Origin of the sequence: Croceibacterium soli, from assembly GCF_009828065.1 — a bacterium.
Lineage (GTDB): Bacteria > Pseudomonadota > Alphaproteobacteria > Sphingomonadales > Sphingomonadaceae > Croceibacterium_B > Croceibacterium_B soli.
In genome coordinates this window covers 448,395-461,550 of the sequence record NZ_WTYK01000002.1, presented here as the reverse complement: position 1 = coordinate 461,550, position 13,156 = coordinate 448,395, and the positions used below count along the sequence as shown (strand labels likewise).

The window sequence follows — 13,156 nt, the reverse complement described above, 5'->3', positions numbered from 1 at the left end:
AAACGGTCATAGAAGTAACCATATGGGGCGCGAGCCGATCGGCTCTCCCCGACACGACCCGAGGAATTTCCCCATGGCCCGCGAATATCCGCTGGAACGCTACCGCAATATCGGCATCATGGCGCACATCGATGCCGGCAAGACCACCACGACCGAGCGGATCCTCTACTATACCGGCAAGTCCTACAAGATCGGCGAAGTCCATGACGGCGCCGCCACGATGGACTGGATGGAGCAGGAGCAGGAGCGCGGGATCACCATCACTTCCGCCGCCACGACCACCTTCTGGGCGGCCGAGGACGGCAAGGGTCCGAAGCACCGCATCAACATCATCGACACCCCGGGCCACGTGGACTTCACCATCGAAGTCGAACGCTCCCTGCGCGTGCTCGACGGCGCGGTCGCCGTGTTCGACGGCGTTGCCGGCGTTGAGCCGCAGTCCGAGACCGTCTGGCGCCAGGCCGACAAGTACAAAGTTCCGCGGATGTGCTTCGTCAACAAGCTCGACCGCACGGGCGCCGATTTCTATTACTGCGTGCAGTCGATCATCGATCGCCTCGGCGCGAAGCCGCTGGTGCTGTACCTGCCGATCGGCGCGGAGAGCGATCTCAAGGGCGTGGTCGACCTGGTCAACGACCGCGGCATCGTCTGGAAGGACGAAAGCCTCGGCGCAGAGTTCGAATATACCGACATTCCGGCCGACCTTGCCGACAAGGCCGCCGAATACCGTGAGCGGATGATCGAGCTTGCCGTCGAGCAGGACGACGAGGTCATGGAAGCCTACCTCGAAGGCAACATCCCCGACGCAGCGACGCTCAAGCGCCTGATCCGCAAGGGCACCCTGGAGCAGGCTTTCGTGCCCGTGCTGTGCGGCTCCGCGTTCAAGAACAAGGGCGTGCAGCCCCTGCTCGACGCCGTTGTCGACTACATGCCGAGCCCCGTGGACGTGCCGGCGATCAAGGGCGTGAAGCCGGACAGCGACGAGGAAGATTCCCGCCCGTCGTCCGACGACGCGCCGTTCTCCGCGCTGGCGTTCAAGATCATGAACGACCCGTTCGTGGGCTCGCTGACCTTCACCCGCATCTACTCGGGCAAGCTCGAGAAGGGCACCGTGCTCAACTCGGTGAAGGACAAGAAGGAAAAGATCGGCCGCATGCTGCTGATGCATGCCAACAGCCGTGAAGACATCAACGAGGCGTTCGCCGGCGACATCGTCGCCATCGCGGGCATGAAGGACACGACCACCGGCGATACGCTGTGTGCGCCGAGCGCTCCGATCATCCTCGAGCGGATGGAATTTCCCGACCCCGTCATCGAGCTGTCGGTGGAGCCGAAGACCAAGGCCGACCAGGAGCGGATGGGCGTCGCGCTCAACCGTCTGGCAGCCGAGGATCCCTCCTTCCGCGTTTCGACCGATCACGAATCCGGCCAGACGATCATCAAGGGCATGGGCGAGCTTCACCTCGACATTCTCGTCGATCGCATGCGCCGCGAGTTCAAGGTCGAAGCCAACGTCGGCGCGCCGCAGGTGGCTTACCGTGAGTCGCTCGCCAAGCCGGTCGAGCTGACCTACACCCACAAGAAGCAGTCGGGCGGCTCCGGCCAGTTCGGCGAGGTCAAGATCGCGCTAGCTCCCGGCGAGCGCGGTTCGGGCATCACCTTCATCGACGAGATCAAGGGCGGCAACATCCCGCGCGAATACATCCCGTCGGTCGAGAAGGGCATGCGCGAGACGGCCGAGACCGGTTCGCTGATCGGCTTCCCGATCATCGACTTCGAGATCCGCCTGATCGACGGCAAGTACCACGACGTCGACTCGTCCGCCCTGGCGTTCGAGATCGCCGGCCGCGGTGCGATGCGCGAAGCGGCCCAGAAGGCCGGCATCAAGCTGCTCGAGCCGATCATGAAGGTCGAAGTCGTGACTCCGGAGGAGTTCATGGGCGACGTGATTGGCGATCTCAACTCCCGCCGCGGGCAGATCCAGGGCACTGACAGCCGTGGTAATGCTCAGGTGGTGGAAGCCCACGTGCCGCTCGCCAACATGTTCGGCTACGTCAACGAACTGCGCTCGTTCTCACAGGGCCGCGCCCAGTACACGATGCAGTTCTCGCACTACGACGAAGTGCCGACGAATGTCGCGCAAGAGATCAAGGAGAAGCTTGCCTAAGGCAGGGCAAGCGTCTAGGGGCGGCGCCTGATTCAGCGGGTGCCGCCTTGTTCCCCGCACGCAATCGAACTCACGAGACAGAGGTTAAGGACAAATGGCCAAGGAAAAATTCCAGCGGAACAAGCCGCACTGCAACATCGGCACCATCGGTCACGTCGACCACGGCAAGACCACGCTGACCGCTGCGATCACGAAGGTGATGGCTGAAGAATTCGGCGGCGCTGCCGTGGACTTCGCGAACATCGACAAGGCGCCGGAAGAGCGCGCTCGCGGCATCACCATCTCGACCGCACACGTCGAGTATGAGACCGCTGGCCGTCACTACGCCCACGTCGACTGCCCGGGCCACGCCGACTATGTGAAGAACATGATCACCGGCGCCGCGCAGATGGACGGCGCGATCCTGGTTGTGAACGCTGCCGACGGCCCCATGCCGCAGACCCGCGAGCACATCCTGCTCGCCCGTCAGGTCGGCGTGCCGGCCCTGGTCGTGTACATGAACAAGGTCGACCAGGTCGACGACGAGGAAATCCTCGAACTCGTCGAACTGGAAGTGCGGGAGCTGCTTTCCAGCTACGACTTCGACGGCGACAACATTCCGATCGTCAAGGGTTCGGCTCTGGCCGCTCTCGAAGGTCGCGATGAGCAGATCGGCAAGAACTCCATCATGGAGCTCATGAAGGCTGTCGACGATCACATCCCGCAGCCCGATCGTCCGATCGACAAGCCCTTCCTGATGCCGATCGAGGACGTGTTCTCGATCTCGGGTCGCGGTACCGTCGTCACCGGCCGTGTCGAGACCGGCATCGTGAACGTCGGCGACGAAGTCGAGATCATCGGCATCAAGGACACGCAGAAGACCACCGTCACCGGTGTCGAGATGTTCCGCAAGCTGCTCGATCGCGGTGAAGCCGGCGACAACATCGGCGCCCTGATCCGCGGCATCGGCCGTGACGACGTGGAGCGTGGCCAAGTTCTGGCGAAGCCGGGTTCGGTTACGCCGCACACCGACTTCAACGCGGAAGTCTACGTGCTGTCGAAGGACGAGGGTGGCCGTCACACGCCGTTCTTCGCCAACTACCGCCCGCAGTTCTACTTCCGCACCACCGACGTGACCGGCGAAGTCGTCCTCCCCGAGGGCACCGAGATGGTCATGCCGGGCGACAACGTGACGATCGGCGTGAAGCTGATCGCTCCGATCGCGATGGATGAGGGTCTCCGTTTCGCAATTCGCGAAGGCGGCCGCACCGTCGGTTCGGGGGTTGTCAGCAAGATCACGAAGTAATATAGGCCTGGCTCGCCGGCGGGGATTCGTCTCCGCCGGCCAGGTTTTTCGGGGGCCGCCCCTTGGTCGGGAAACCGGCGAGGCGGGGCGGTCTCTTGTTTTTTGGGGCTACGGCTCCTTGGCTCTTTCGCATCGGTAGTAGGACATGGAAGCTCAGAATATCCGTATTCGCCTTAAGGCCTTCGATCACCGCGTGCTCGATCAGGCGACTGGCGAGATCGCGGACACCGCACGCCGCACCGGCGCGCTCATCCGGGGCCCCATTCCTCTGCCGACGCGCATCGAGAAATTCACCGTTCTTCGCGGCCCGCACATCGACAAGAAGTCGCGTGAGCAGTTCGAAGTGCGTACCTACAAGCGGCTGCTCGACATCGTGCAGCCCAACGCCCAGACGGTCGATGCGCTCATGAAGCTCGATCTGGCCGCTGGTGTGAACGTGGAAATCAAGCTGGCGTAAGCCAGTCGGCCGGGAGCTCGCGCAGGCGGGCCTCGGCAGGGTTTCCCAGGCCGGTTCTTCCGGCCGGACGACATAGGGATACCGCCGGCACTCTGCCGGGCTGCGTCCCCCGTCTTGCTTCCTTCGGGAAGCACTCAGCCCGGACGGGGCGATGCACGAAAATTTGGGCTGAAAGGTCTCCCGTCGAAGCGCTGCTTCGATGGGATGCCCCCACGCACCCGGAATGGTCCGGGTGCCTCTGTTAAGGAGTACGGATCATGCGCACTGGCGTGATCGCTAAGAAAGTCGGGATGACCCGCCTGTTCCAGGAAGACGGCCGCCACGTGCCGGTCACTGTCCTGGCGCTCGAAGATTGCCAGGTTGTTTCGCATCGCACCGCGGATCGTGACGGTTACGTCGCTCTCCAGGTCGGTTCGGGCGAAGCCAAGCAGAAGAACGTCGCCAAGCCGCAGCGCGAGCATTTCGCGAAGGCTCAGGTGTCGCTCAAGAAGAAAGTCGCCGAGTTCCGTCTCGCCGGCGAAGACGCGCTGCTGCCGGTCGGTTCCACGATCAGCGCCGAGCACTTCGTTGCCGGTCAGATGGTCGACGTCACCGGCCACACGCAGGGCAAGGGTTTTGCCGGTGCGATGAAGCGCTGGGGCTTCGGCGGCATGCGCGCGACGCACGGCGTCTCGGTCAGCCACCGTGCTCACGGTTCCACCGGTCAGCGGCAGGATCCGGGCAAGGTCTTCAAGAACAAGAAGATGGCCGGCCACATGGGCGACCGTCAGCGTACGCAGCAGAACCTCGAAGTGGTTCGCACGGACGCCGACCGCGGCCTGATCTTCGTGAAGGGCTCCGTCCCTGGTTCGAAGAACGCCTGGCTGCTGGTTCGCGACGCGGTCAAGCTGCCGATGCCGGAAGGCGCTCCGTTCCCGGGTGCGATCCTCGAGAAGAAGAGCACTGCTCCCGAGCATCAGGAAGCGCCGGCCGGTCTCGTCGAGAGCGCCGCCGCGCACGAGGACAACACCGCCCTGACCGCCGAGCAGGAAGCAAAGCTGCTCGACGAACAGCAGGCCGGTGCCGGTGACGACGTCACCCCCGCCGTGAATGAGAACAACGCTGCCGAGGGCTCCGCGCCCGCCGGCGATGATGGCAAGGAGGGCTGATCCGTGAAGGTGAAGGTCCAAAAACTCGACGGCAATGCCTCGGGCGATATCGAGCTCAACGATGCCGTTTTCGGTGTCGAGCCGCGCGCCGACATCCTGCACCGCGTCGTCACCTGGCAGCTCGAGAACCGTCGCGGCACTGCCCGCGCCACTCGCGAGCGGTCGGACGTGGCACGCACCGGCAAGAAGTACGGCAAGCAGAAGGGCGGGGGCACTGCCCGTCACGGCGACCGTGCCGCTCCGATCTTCATCGGCGGTGGTAAGGCTCACGGCGCGCGCAAGCGTGAATTCGAGCAGTCGCTGAACAAGAAGGTCCGTGCACTCGGCCTGCGGATGGCTCTTTCGAGCAAGGCTAAGGATGGCCTCGTGGTCGTCGACAGCCTCGAACTGAGCGATGCCAAGACCAAGGCCCTGGCCGAAACCTTCGGCAAGAACGGCTGGAACGGCAAGGTGCTGGTGATCGACGGCGAAACCGTCGAGAACGGCTTCAAGCTGGCCGCGGGCAACCTGCCCGGCGTCAACGTGATGCCGGCTGCCGGCGCCAACGTTTACGACATCCTGAAGCACGACACGCTGGTCCTTACCAAGGCGGCGATCGAAAAGCTGGAGGCGCGCTTCAATGGCTAAGACCCAGGAAATCGATGCGCGTCACTACGACGTGATCCTCGCTCCGCACATCACCGAGAAGTCGACCATGGCTTCCGAGTTCAACGCCGTCGTGTTCAAGGTGGCTGGCGATGCGACCAAGCCGCAGATCAAGGAAGCGGTGGAAGCGCTGTTCGACCGCAAGGTGAAGAGCGTGAACACGATCGTGTCGAAGGGCAAGACCAAGCGCTGGAAGGGCAAGCCCTACAAGCGTTCCGACTTCAAGAAGGCGATTGTGACCCTGGTCGAAGGCCAGGACTCGATCGACATCACCAGCGGTATCTGAGGACCGGACGATGGCACTCAAGAACTATAAACCGACCAGCCCGGCGCGCCGCGGCCTGATCCTCGTCGACAAGTCGTCGCTGCACAAGGGCAAGCCCGTCAAGGCGCTGACCGAAGGCAAGCGCAAGACCGGCGGCCGCAACAACAAGGGCCATGTCACCTCGCGTGGCATCGGCGGCGGTCACAAGCAGAAGTACCGCTTTGTTGACTTCAAGCGCCGCAAGTGGGGCGTCGAAGGCACGGTCGAACGGCTCGAGTACGATCCCAACCGGACCGCATTCATTGCGCTGATCAACTACGAAGACGGCGAGCAGGCTTACATCCTGGCCCCGCAGCGCGTTGCTCCGGGCGACAAGATCGTTGCCGGCGAGCGCGTGGACGTGAAGCCGGGCAATGCCATGCTTCTCGGCCAGATGCCGGTCGGCACGATCTGCCACAACATCGAGATGAAGCCGGGCAAGGGCGGCCAGATCGCCCGTTCGGCAGGCACTTATGTCCAACTCGTCGGTCGCGACCGGGGCATGGTCATCGTCCGCCTCAACTCGGGTGAGCAGCGTTACCTTCGGGCCGACTGCATGGGCACGGTTGGCGCGGTTTCGAACCCCGACAACTCCAACCAGACGCTGGCCAAGGCCGGCCGTCGCCGGTGGATGGGCGTGAAGCCGCTGACCCGCGGTGTCGCCAAGAACCCGGTCGACCACCCGCACGGCGGTGGTGAAGGCCGGACCTCGGGCGGCCGTCACCCGGTCACTCCGTGGGGCAAGCCGACCAAGGGCGCCCGGACCCGCAACAACAAGCAGACGGACAAGATGATCATCCGTTCGCGCCACGCGAAGAAGAAGAGGTAATCCGCCATGGCTCGTTCCGTCTGGAAAGGTCCGTTCGTCGACCTGCACCTGCTGAAAAAGGCGCAGACCGCTCAGGAAGCTGGCGGCCGCGCGCCGATCAAGACCTGGTCGCGCCGCTCGACGATCCTGCCGGATTTCGTCGGCCTGACGTTCAGCGTCTACAACGGTCAGAAGTTCATCCCCGTCTCCGTCAACGAAGACATGGTCGGCCACAAGCTCGGCGAGTTCGCACCCACGCGGAACTTCCCGGGTCACGCTGCCGACAAGAAGGGTAAGCGCTAATGGGCAAGCAGAAGGCTCCCCGTCGCGTCGGCGACAACGAGGCTCTGGCCGTCGGCACCACGATCCGTGGTTCCGCGCAGAAGCTGAACCTCGTGGCCGCCCTGATCCGCGGCAAGAAGGCGGAGGATGCGTTGAACATCCTCGCGTTCTCGAAGCGCGGCATGGCACGGGATGCGCAGAAGGTGCTCGCTTCGGCGATCGCCAATGCGGAGAACAACCACAACCTGGACGTCGACGCTCTAGTCGTGGCCGAAGCTTCGGTCGGCAAGTCGGTGACCATGAAGCGTTTCGCCACGCGCGGCCGTGGCAAGTCCACGCGCATCCTCAAGCCGTTCAGCCGGCTGCGGATCGTCGTTCGCGAGCAGGAAGAAGAGGCTTAAGATGGGTCATAAATCAAACCCGATCGGGCTGCGCCTGCAGATCAACCGGACCTGGGACAGCCGCTGGTACGCCGAAGGGCGCGATTACCAGCAGCTGCTCAAGGAAGACATCGAGATCCGCAAGTTCATCATCAGCTCGCTGCCGCAGGCGGCGATCTCCAAGGTGGTGATCGAGCGTCCGGCGAAGCTGTGCCGCATTTCGATCTACGCAGCACGCCCCGGCGTCATCATCGGCAAGAAGGGCGCGGACATCGAGAAGCTCCGCTCCAAGCTCGCGAAGATCACCGCCAGCGAAGTGAAGCTGAACATCGTCGAGATCCGCAAGCCGGAGATCGACGCCAAGCTCGTCGCCCAGGGCATCGCCGACCAGCTGATCCGCCGCGTGGCGTTCCGCCGGGCGATGAAGCGCGCGATGCAGTCGGCCATGCGTCTCGGTGCCGAAGGCATCAAGATCATGTGCGGCGGCCGTCTCGGCGGCGCCGAGATCGCCCGCGTCGAACAGTACCGCGAGGGCCGGGTGCCGCTGCACACGCTGCGCGCCAATGTCGACTATGCCGAAGCCGAAGCGCTCACCGCGTACGGTATCATCGGCATTAAGGTGTGGGTGTTTAAGGGCGAGATTCTCGGCCACGACCCGATGGCGCAAGACCGGCTGATGATGGAGGCTCAAACCTCCGGCGTCCGTCCGGCACGCTGATCGCAGGACTGAGTAAAGATCATGCTGCAACCGAAAAAAACCAAGTTCCGCAAGGCTTTCAAGGGCCGCATCCACGGCCTGGCCAAGGGTGGCACGGACCTGAACTTCGGCTCCTACGGCCTCAAGGCCCTGGAGCCCGAGCGGATCACCGCGCGCCAGATCGAAGCGGCCCGCCGCGCGATCACGCGTCACATCAAGCGCCAGGGGCGTTTGTGGATCCGCGTGTTCCCGGACGTGCCGGTATCGAAGAAGCCTGCCGAAGTCCGTCAGGGCAAGGGCAAGGGCTCGGTCGAATACTGGGCCGCCCGCGTGAAGCCGGGCCGGATCCTGTTCGAGCTGGACGGCGTTTCCGGTCCGCTCGCAGCCGAGGCTTTCAGCCGCGCCGCGATGAAGCTGCCGATCAAGACCAAGGTCGTCGCCCGTCTCGGCGACACCTCGCACCTGGGAGGCGAATAATGGCCGCCAAGATTGAAGACCTGCGGACGAAGAGCGACGACCAGCTCGCCGCGCAGCTCACCGAGCTGAAGCGCGAGCAGTTCAACCTGCGCTTCCAGTCGGCCACGAACCAGCTGGAGCGTCCCGCGCGGATCAAGGAAGTCCGCCGCGCGATCGCCCGCATCAAGACGCTGCAGTCTGAGCGCACCAACGGTGCCCAGGCCGCGGCCGAAGCGAAGTAAGGAACCAGACGATGCCCAAGCGTATCCTGATCGGGACCGTCGTTTCCGACAAGACCGACAAGACCGTTACGGTGCTGGTCGAGCGCAAGGTGAAGCACCCGCTGTACGGGAAGATCATCCGCCGCTCGAAGAAGTACCACGCACACGACGAGGACAACGCCTTCAAGCCTGGCGATCAGGTGCGGATCGAAGAGACCCGCCCCATTTCGAAGACCAAGACCTGGAAGGTGCTCGATCGGGTGCAGGCCGGCAAGGGTGTGGCTTTCGAAGCCGACATCGAGGTCGAAGCCGCCGGTAACTAAGGTTACGGCAACAGACGTTTTTTGGAACTGCCGGACTCGTTCCGGCAAGCCGATGAGAAGGAAACCGGATCGATGATCCAGATGCAGTCCAATCTCGACGTCGCGGACAACAGCGGCGCGAAGCGCGTCCAGTGCATCAAGGTGCTGGGCGGGTCGAAGCGTCGGACCGCGAGCGTCGGCGACGTGATCGTCGTCTCCGTGAAGGAGGCGCAGCCGCGTGCCCGCGTGAAGAAGGGCGACGTTCACCGTGCGGTGATCGTTCGCACCCGCAAGGACGTGCGCCGCGCCGACGGCAGCGTGATCCGCTTCGACACCAATGCGGCGGTGCTCGTGAACAAGAACGAGGAGCCGATCGGCACCCGTATCTTCGGCCCGGTCGTGCGCGAGCTGCGCTCCAAGGGTTTCATGAAGATCATCTCGCTTGCTCCGGAGGTGCTGTGATGGGTGCCGCGAAGATCAAGAAGGGTGACCAGGTCGTGGTCCTGTCCGGCAAGGACAAGGGCCGCACCGGCAAAGTGACCCAGGTTCTGCCGAAGGCTGGCAAGGTTCTGGTGGACGGCATCAACGTCGCCGCCCGTCACCGCAAGCCCACGCAGGCCAATCCGCAGGGCGGCATCGACCGTTCGCCCGCTCCGATGGCGATCAGCAAAGTTGCTATCGCCGATCCCAAGGACGGCAAGCCCACCCGAGTCCGCTTCGAAGAGAAGGACGGGAAGAAGGTGCGCGTTGCCGTGAAGTCCGGGGAAACGATCGATGGCTGATAAGTACACCCCCCGCCTCAGGCAGCGGTACGACGACGAGATCGTCAAGGCGATGACCGAGAAGTTCGGTTACAAGAACCGCCTCGAAGTTCCGCGTCTCGAGAAGATCACGCTCAACATGGGCGTGGGCGAAGCGAGCCAGGACAAGAAGAAGGTCCAGACCGCCGCCGAGGAAATGCAGCTGATCGCCGGCCAGAAGCCGGTCATCACCAAGGCGAAGAAGTCGATCGCGCAGTTCAAGCTGCGTGAGGGCATGCCGATCGGATGCAAGGTGACCTTGCGCCGGGAGCGTATGTACGAATTCCTCGACCGCCTGGTGACCATCGCGATGCCGCGCATCCGCGACTTCCGTGGGCTCAACCCGCGTTCGTTCGACGGCCGTGGCAACTATGCGATGGGTCTCAAGGAACAGATCGTGTTCCCGGAGATCAGCTACGACAAGATCGAGAAGGTGCGTGGCATGGACATCATCGTCACCACCACCGCAAAGACCGACGATGAAGCGCGCGAGCTGCTGCGTCTGTTCGGATTCCCGTTCCCGGCCGAAGAAGCGGCTGAAGAGAAGGAGGCCGCGTAAGCGGTCTCAGGAGAGCTTAAGTCCATGGCGAAACTGAGTTCCATCAACAAGAACGAGCGGCGCAAGAAGCTCGTGAAGAAGCATGCTGCCAAGTACGCGAAGCTGAAGGCTGTCGCGGACGACAAGTCGCTCGACGATACCGAGCGTCTGATGGCGCGTCTGAAACTGGCGGAGATCCCGCGCAACGCGAACCCCACGCGCGTGCGCAACCGCTGCACCACCACCGGCCGCCCGCGCGGCTACTATCGCAAGTTCGGCCTGAACCGGATCGAGCTGCGGAATCTGGCCAACAAGGGCCTTATTCCCGGCGTGACCAAGTCGAGCTGGTGAGGGACTGACAGATGGCTATGACCGATCCACTGGGTGACATGCTCACCCGTATCCGCAACGGCCAGCAGGCGAAGAAGGACTCCGTCCTTTCGCCGGCGTCCAAGCTGCGCGCGAACGTGCTCGAAGTGCTTCAGCGCGAAGGCTACATTCGTGGCTACAGCGAAGACGACACCGGCAAGCACAAGGCGCTGCGGATCGAACTGAAGTATTTCGAGGGCGAGCCTGCGATCAAGCACGTCGCCCGCGTCTCCAAGCCTGGCCGCCGGGTGTACTCGGCTTCCAAGGAACTGCCGAACGTCCGCAACGGCCTCGGCATCACCATCGTCTCGACGCCGCGCGGCGTGCTCTCGGATGCCGAAGCACGCAGCTACAACGTCGGCGGCGAAGTGCTGGCGGAGGTGTTCTGATGAGCCGCATCGGCAAAAAGCCGGTGGCGATCCCAAGCGGCGTCACTGCGAATATCGAGAACGGCACGCTCAGCGTGAAGGGGCCCAAGGGCACCCTGACCCTCGGGCTGTCCGATCTGATCGACTACAAGGTCGAAGGCGACGAAATCTCCGTCATGCCGGCGAACGACAGCAAAGAGGCGCGGTCCTACTGGGGCATGCAGCGCACTCTGGTGTCGAACCTCGTCGAAGGTGTGACCCAGGGGTTCACCAAAGTCCTGGAGATCACCGGCGTCGGCTACCGTGCTTCGGCCCAGGGCAACAAGCTCAAGCTGCAGCTCGGCTACAGCCACGACGTCGATCTGGACGTGCCGGCGGGTGTCGAAGTGAAGACCCCCGATCAGACCACGATCGAGATCAGCGGTACCGACAAGCAGGCGGTCGGCCAGTTCGCCGCCGAGATCCGTCGCTGGCGGAAGCCGGAGCCTTACAAGGGCAAGGGCATCAAGTACCGCGGCGAGTACATCTTCCGCAAGGAAGGGAAGAAGAAGTAAGATGGCCAAGCTCTCCCTTTTCGAACGCCGGCGCCGCCGGGTCCGTACCGCGCTTCGCAGCCGTTCCGGTGGCAGGCCCCGCCTGTCCGTTCACCGCACCGGCAAGCACATCTATGCCCAGGTCATCGACGATGCGAGCGGCCGCACGGTCGCCGCAGCGTCCACGCTGGGCGGCACACCCTCGGGTGCGAATGTCGATGCCGCCGTGCAGGTGGGCAAGGACATCGCTGCGGCGGCCCAGAAGGCCGGCGTCACCACCGTCGTGTTCGATCGCGGCGGCTACCTGTTCCATGGCCGCGTCAAAGCGCTGGCCGATGCCGCCCGCGAGGGCGGGCTGGAGTTCTGACGATGGCTGACGAAAACAACAACGAAGCCGTGAAAGCGGAAGAGACCAAGGTGGAAGCCACCGCCGAGACGCAGCAAGCTGCAGCTCCTTCCGAAGCCGCCGACACGCAGTCGGCTGCCTCGGGCGACCCGACCCCGCAGCGCGGCCGTGGCCGCGGCGGCGATCGTGGCGGCAGCGGTGGCGGTGGTGACCGCGGCCGTGGCCGTGGCGGCGCCCCCGGTGGCCGTGGTGGCCGTGACGACCGTCGCGGTGGCCGTGGCAACGACGATGGCGGCGAAGAGCTGATCGAGAAGCTGGTCCACATCAACCGCGTGTCCAAGACGGTGAAGGGCGGCAAGCGCTTCGGTTTTGCCGCGCTGGTCGTGGTCGGTGACGGCAAGGGCCGCGTTGGCTTCGGCCACGGCAAGGCCCGCGAAGTTCCGGAGGCGATCAACAAGGCGACCGCCGCTGCCAAGAAGAAGATGGTCCGCGTTCCGCTCAAGGAAGGCCGCACGCTTCATCATGACGGCAAGGGCCGCTTCGGCGCCGGCAAGGTCAACCTCCGCACCGCGCCCGCGGGTACCGGCATCATCGCCGGCGGTCCGATGCGCGCCGTGTTCGAGAGCCTTGGCGTGGCCGACGTGGTCACCAAGTCGATCGGCACGTCCAACCCCTACAACATGATCCGCGCCACTTTCGCGGCCCTGACTGAGCAGACTTCGCCGAAGTCCGTCGCCCAGCGCCGCGGCAAGAAAGTCGCCGACCTTCTCGGTCGCGGCGGCGCCAGCGCTGCGGAGGCCGAGGCCGACGCAGCGGCGATCACGGAGTAATTTCGATGGCCGACAAGAAAACCGTCAAGATCAAGCAGATCGGTTCGCCGATCCGCCGCCCGGAATCGCAGCGCAAGATCCTTATCGGTCTTGGCCTTGGCAAGATGCACAAAGTCGTCGAGCTTCAGGACACCCCTGAAGTCCGCGGCGCGATCGCCAAGCTGCCGCACATGGTGGCAGTGGTCGAATAACTCGAGTGCTCTCCCCTGGCGGGAGAGTG

At 64.0% G+C, this 13,156-nt stretch carries 22 protein-coding genes; all 22 read left to right on the top strand.

Annotation, left to right across the window (positions count from 1 at the left end; genetic code table 11):
• The first annotated feature begins 73 nt into the window (after positions 1–73).
• The 22 genes from fusA (at position 74) to rpmD (ending at position 13,127) form a co-directional block, all read left to right on the top strand.
• Complete coding sequence (gene fusA, locus GRI75_RS05350; RefSeq protein WP_160745908.1) at positions 74–2,167, top strand: elongation factor G; 2,094 nt, start codon at positions 74–76, stop codon at positions 2,165–2,167.
• A gap of 94 nt (positions 2,168–2,261) precedes the next feature.
• The gene (gene tuf, locus GRI75_RS05345; RefSeq protein ID WP_160745907.1) at positions 2,262–3,452 is read left to right on the top strand and encodes an elongation factor Tu; all 1,191 of its coding nucleotides are present in this window, start codon (positions 2,262–2,264) and stop codon (positions 3,450–3,452) included.
• A gap of 145 nt (positions 3,453–3,597) precedes the next feature.
• The gene (gene rpsJ / locus GRI75_RS05340) at positions 3,598–3,909 is read left to right on the top strand and encodes a 30S ribosomal protein S10 (protein ID WP_160745906.1); all 312 of its coding nucleotides are present in this window, start codon (positions 3,598–3,600) and stop codon (positions 3,907–3,909) included.
• 257 nt (positions 3,910–4,166) lie between these two features.
• Positions 4,167–5,057 (top strand): 50S ribosomal protein L3, encoded by an 891-nt coding sequence (gene rplC / locus GRI75_RS05335; protein ID WP_160745905.1) that lies wholly within the window; start codon positions 4,167–4,169, stop codon positions 5,055–5,057.
• Between the two features lie 3 nt (positions 5,058–5,060).
• A complete protein-coding gene (gene rplD / locus GRI75_RS05330) occupies positions 5,061–5,684 on the top strand; it encodes a 50S ribosomal protein L4 (RefSeq protein WP_160745904.1) in 624 nt (207 codons plus the stop codon).
• Positions 5,677–5,988 (top strand): 50S ribosomal protein L23, encoded by a 312-nt coding sequence (locus tag GRI75_RS05325; protein WP_160745903.1) that lies wholly within the window; start codon positions 5,677–5,679, stop codon positions 5,986–5,988. The genes rplD and GRI75_RS05325 overlap by 8 nt, the downstream gene beginning before the upstream one ends.
• Before the next feature lie 10 nt (positions 5,989–5,998).
• Positions 5,999–6,835, top strand: coding sequence for a 50S ribosomal protein L2 (gene rplB / locus GRI75_RS05320; protein ID WP_160745902.1), 837 nt, complete (start codon positions 5,999–6,001; stop codon positions 6,833–6,835).
• 6 nt (positions 6,836–6,841) lie between these two features.
• Complete coding sequence (rpsS, locus tag GRI75_RS05315; protein WP_159793548.1) at positions 6,842–7,117, top strand: 30S ribosomal protein S19; 276 nt, start codon at positions 6,842–6,844, stop codon at positions 7,115–7,117.
• A complete protein-coding gene (gene rplV / locus GRI75_RS05310) occupies positions 7,117–7,497 on the top strand; it encodes a 50S ribosomal protein L22 (protein WP_160745901.1) in 381 nt (126 codons plus the stop codon). The genes rpsS and rplV overlap by 1 nt, the downstream gene beginning before the upstream one ends.
• A gap of 1 nt (position 7,498) precedes the next feature.
• On the top strand, positions 7,499–8,194 hold the full coding sequence (rpsC, locus tag GRI75_RS05305) for a 30S ribosomal protein S3 (protein ID WP_160745900.1): 696 nt from the start codon (positions 7,499–7,501) through the stop codon (positions 8,192–8,194).
• A 21-nt stretch (positions 8,195–8,215) separates the two neighbouring features.
• Positions 8,216–8,650, top strand: a complete 435-nt coding sequence (gene rplP / locus GRI75_RS05300) for a 50S ribosomal protein L16 (protein WP_160745899.1) — start codon at positions 8,216–8,218, stop codon at positions 8,648–8,650.
• On the top strand, positions 8,650–8,871 hold the full coding sequence (rpmC, locus tag GRI75_RS05295; RefSeq protein ID WP_160745898.1) for a 50S ribosomal protein L29: 222 nt from the start codon (positions 8,650–8,652) through the stop codon (positions 8,869–8,871). Before rplP ends, rpmC begins: the two co-directional genes overlap by 1 nt.
• A gap of 11 nt (positions 8,872–8,882) precedes the next feature.
• A complete protein-coding gene (rpsQ, locus tag GRI75_RS05290; RefSeq protein WP_160745897.1) occupies positions 8,883–9,173 on the top strand; it encodes a 30S ribosomal protein S17 in 291 nt (96 codons plus the stop codon).
• A 72-nt stretch (positions 9,174–9,245) separates the two neighbouring features.
• The gene (gene rplN, locus GRI75_RS05285; RefSeq protein ID WP_160745896.1) at positions 9,246–9,614 is read left to right on the top strand and encodes a 50S ribosomal protein L14; all 369 of its coding nucleotides are present in this window, start codon (positions 9,246–9,248) and stop codon (positions 9,612–9,614) included.
• Positions 9,614–9,934: a 50S ribosomal protein L24 gene (gene rplX, locus GRI75_RS05280; RefSeq protein WP_160745895.1), complete on the top strand. Its 321-nt coding sequence runs from the start codon at positions 9,614–9,616 to the stop codon at positions 9,932–9,934. Before rplN ends, rplX begins: the two co-directional genes overlap by 1 nt.
• On the top strand, positions 9,927–10,511 hold the full coding sequence (gene rplE / locus GRI75_RS05275) for a 50S ribosomal protein L5 (protein WP_160745894.1): 585 nt from the start codon (positions 9,927–9,929) through the stop codon (positions 10,509–10,511). Before rplX ends, rplE begins: the two co-directional genes overlap by 8 nt.
• Before the next feature lie 24 nt (positions 10,512–10,535).
• Positions 10,536–10,841, top strand: a complete 306-nt coding sequence (gene rpsN, locus GRI75_RS05270; protein WP_160745893.1) for a 30S ribosomal protein S14 — start codon at positions 10,536–10,538, stop codon at positions 10,839–10,841.
• A gap of 11 nt (positions 10,842–10,852) precedes the next feature.
• Entirely contained in the window at positions 10,853–11,248 is a 396-nt protein-coding gene (gene rpsH / locus GRI75_RS05265; RefSeq protein WP_160745892.1) for a 30S ribosomal protein S8, read from the top strand.
• The gene (gene rplF, locus GRI75_RS05260; RefSeq protein ID WP_160745891.1) at positions 11,248–11,781 is read left to right on the top strand and encodes a 50S ribosomal protein L6; all 534 of its coding nucleotides are present in this window, start codon (positions 11,248–11,250) and stop codon (positions 11,779–11,781) included. The genes rpsH and rplF overlap by 1 nt, the downstream gene beginning before the upstream one ends.
• A 1-nt stretch (position 11,782) precedes the next feature.
• A complete protein-coding gene (gene rplR, locus GRI75_RS05255; RefSeq protein ID WP_160745890.1) occupies positions 11,783–12,127 on the top strand; it encodes a 50S ribosomal protein L18 in 345 nt (114 codons plus the stop codon).
• Between the two features lie 2 nt (positions 12,128–12,129).
• Complete coding sequence (gene rpsE / locus GRI75_RS05250; RefSeq protein WP_160745889.1) at positions 12,130–12,936, top strand: 30S ribosomal protein S5; 807 nt, start codon at positions 12,130–12,132, stop codon at positions 12,934–12,936.
• A 5-nt stretch (positions 12,937–12,941) separates the two neighbouring features.
• Positions 12,942–13,127, top strand: a complete 186-nt coding sequence (gene rpmD, locus GRI75_RS05245; protein WP_160745888.1) for a 50S ribosomal protein L30 — start codon at positions 12,942–12,944, stop codon at positions 13,125–13,127.
• Positions 13,128–13,156 lie beyond the last annotated feature (29 nt).

Coding starts and splice junctions, on each gene's coding strand:
- fusA (WP_160745908.1), top strand. CDS start 74: ATGGCCCGCGAATATCCGCTGGAACGCTACCGCAATATCGGCATCATG.
- tuf (WP_160745907.1), top strand. CDS start 2,262: ATGGCCAAGGAAAAATTCCAGCGGAACAAGCCGCACTGCAACATCGGC.
- rpsJ (WP_160745906.1), top strand. CDS start 3,598: ATGGAAGCTCAGAATATCCGTATTCGCCTTAAGGCCTTCGATCACCGC.
- rplC (WP_160745905.1), top strand. CDS start 4,167: ATGCGCACTGGCGTGATCGCTAAGAAAGTCGGGATGACCCGCCTGTTC.
- GRI75_RS05325 (WP_160745903.1), top strand. CDS start 5,677: ATGGCTAAGACCCAGGAAATCGATGCGCGTCACTACGACGTGATCCTC.
- rplB (WP_160745902.1), top strand. CDS start 5,999: ATGGCACTCAAGAACTATAAACCGACCAGCCCGGCGCGCCGCGGCCTG.
- rpsS (WP_159793548.1), top strand. CDS start 6,842: ATGGCTCGTTCCGTCTGGAAAGGTCCGTTCGTCGACCTGCACCTGCTG.
- rplV (WP_160745901.1), top strand. CDS start 7,117: ATGGGCAAGCAGAAGGCTCCCCGTCGCGTCGGCGACAACGAGGCTCTG.
- rpsC (WP_160745900.1), top strand. CDS start 7,499: ATGGGTCATAAATCAAACCCGATCGGGCTGCGCCTGCAGATCAACCGG.
- rplP (WP_160745899.1), top strand. CDS start 8,216: ATGCTGCAACCGAAAAAAACCAAGTTCCGCAAGGCTTTCAAGGGCCGC.
- rpmC (WP_160745898.1), top strand. CDS start 8,650: ATGGCCGCCAAGATTGAAGACCTGCGGACGAAGAGCGACGACCAGCTC.
- rpsQ (WP_160745897.1), top strand. CDS start 8,883: ATGCCCAAGCGTATCCTGATCGGGACCGTCGTTTCCGACAAGACCGAC.
- rplN (WP_160745896.1), top strand. CDS start 9,246: ATGATCCAGATGCAGTCCAATCTCGACGTCGCGGACAACAGCGGCGCG.
- rplX (WP_160745895.1), top strand. CDS start 9,614: ATGGGTGCCGCGAAGATCAAGAAGGGTGACCAGGTCGTGGTCCTGTCC.
- rplE (WP_160745894.1), top strand. CDS start 9,927: ATGGCTGATAAGTACACCCCCCGCCTCAGGCAGCGGTACGACGACGAG.
- rpsN (WP_160745893.1), top strand. CDS start 10,536: ATGGCGAAACTGAGTTCCATCAACAAGAACGAGCGGCGCAAGAAGCTC.
- rpsH (WP_160745892.1), top strand. CDS start 10,853: ATGGCTATGACCGATCCACTGGGTGACATGCTCACCCGTATCCGCAAC.
- rplF (WP_160745891.1), top strand. CDS start 11,248: ATGAGCCGCATCGGCAAAAAGCCGGTGGCGATCCCAAGCGGCGTCACT.
- rplR (WP_160745890.1), top strand. CDS start 11,783: ATGGCCAAGCTCTCCCTTTTCGAACGCCGGCGCCGCCGGGTCCGTACC.
- rpsE (WP_160745889.1), top strand. CDS start 12,130: ATGGCTGACGAAAACAACAACGAAGCCGTGAAAGCGGAAGAGACCAAG.
- rpmD (WP_160745888.1), top strand. CDS start 12,942: ATGGCCGACAAGAAAACCGTCAAGATCAAGCAGATCGGTTCGCCGATC.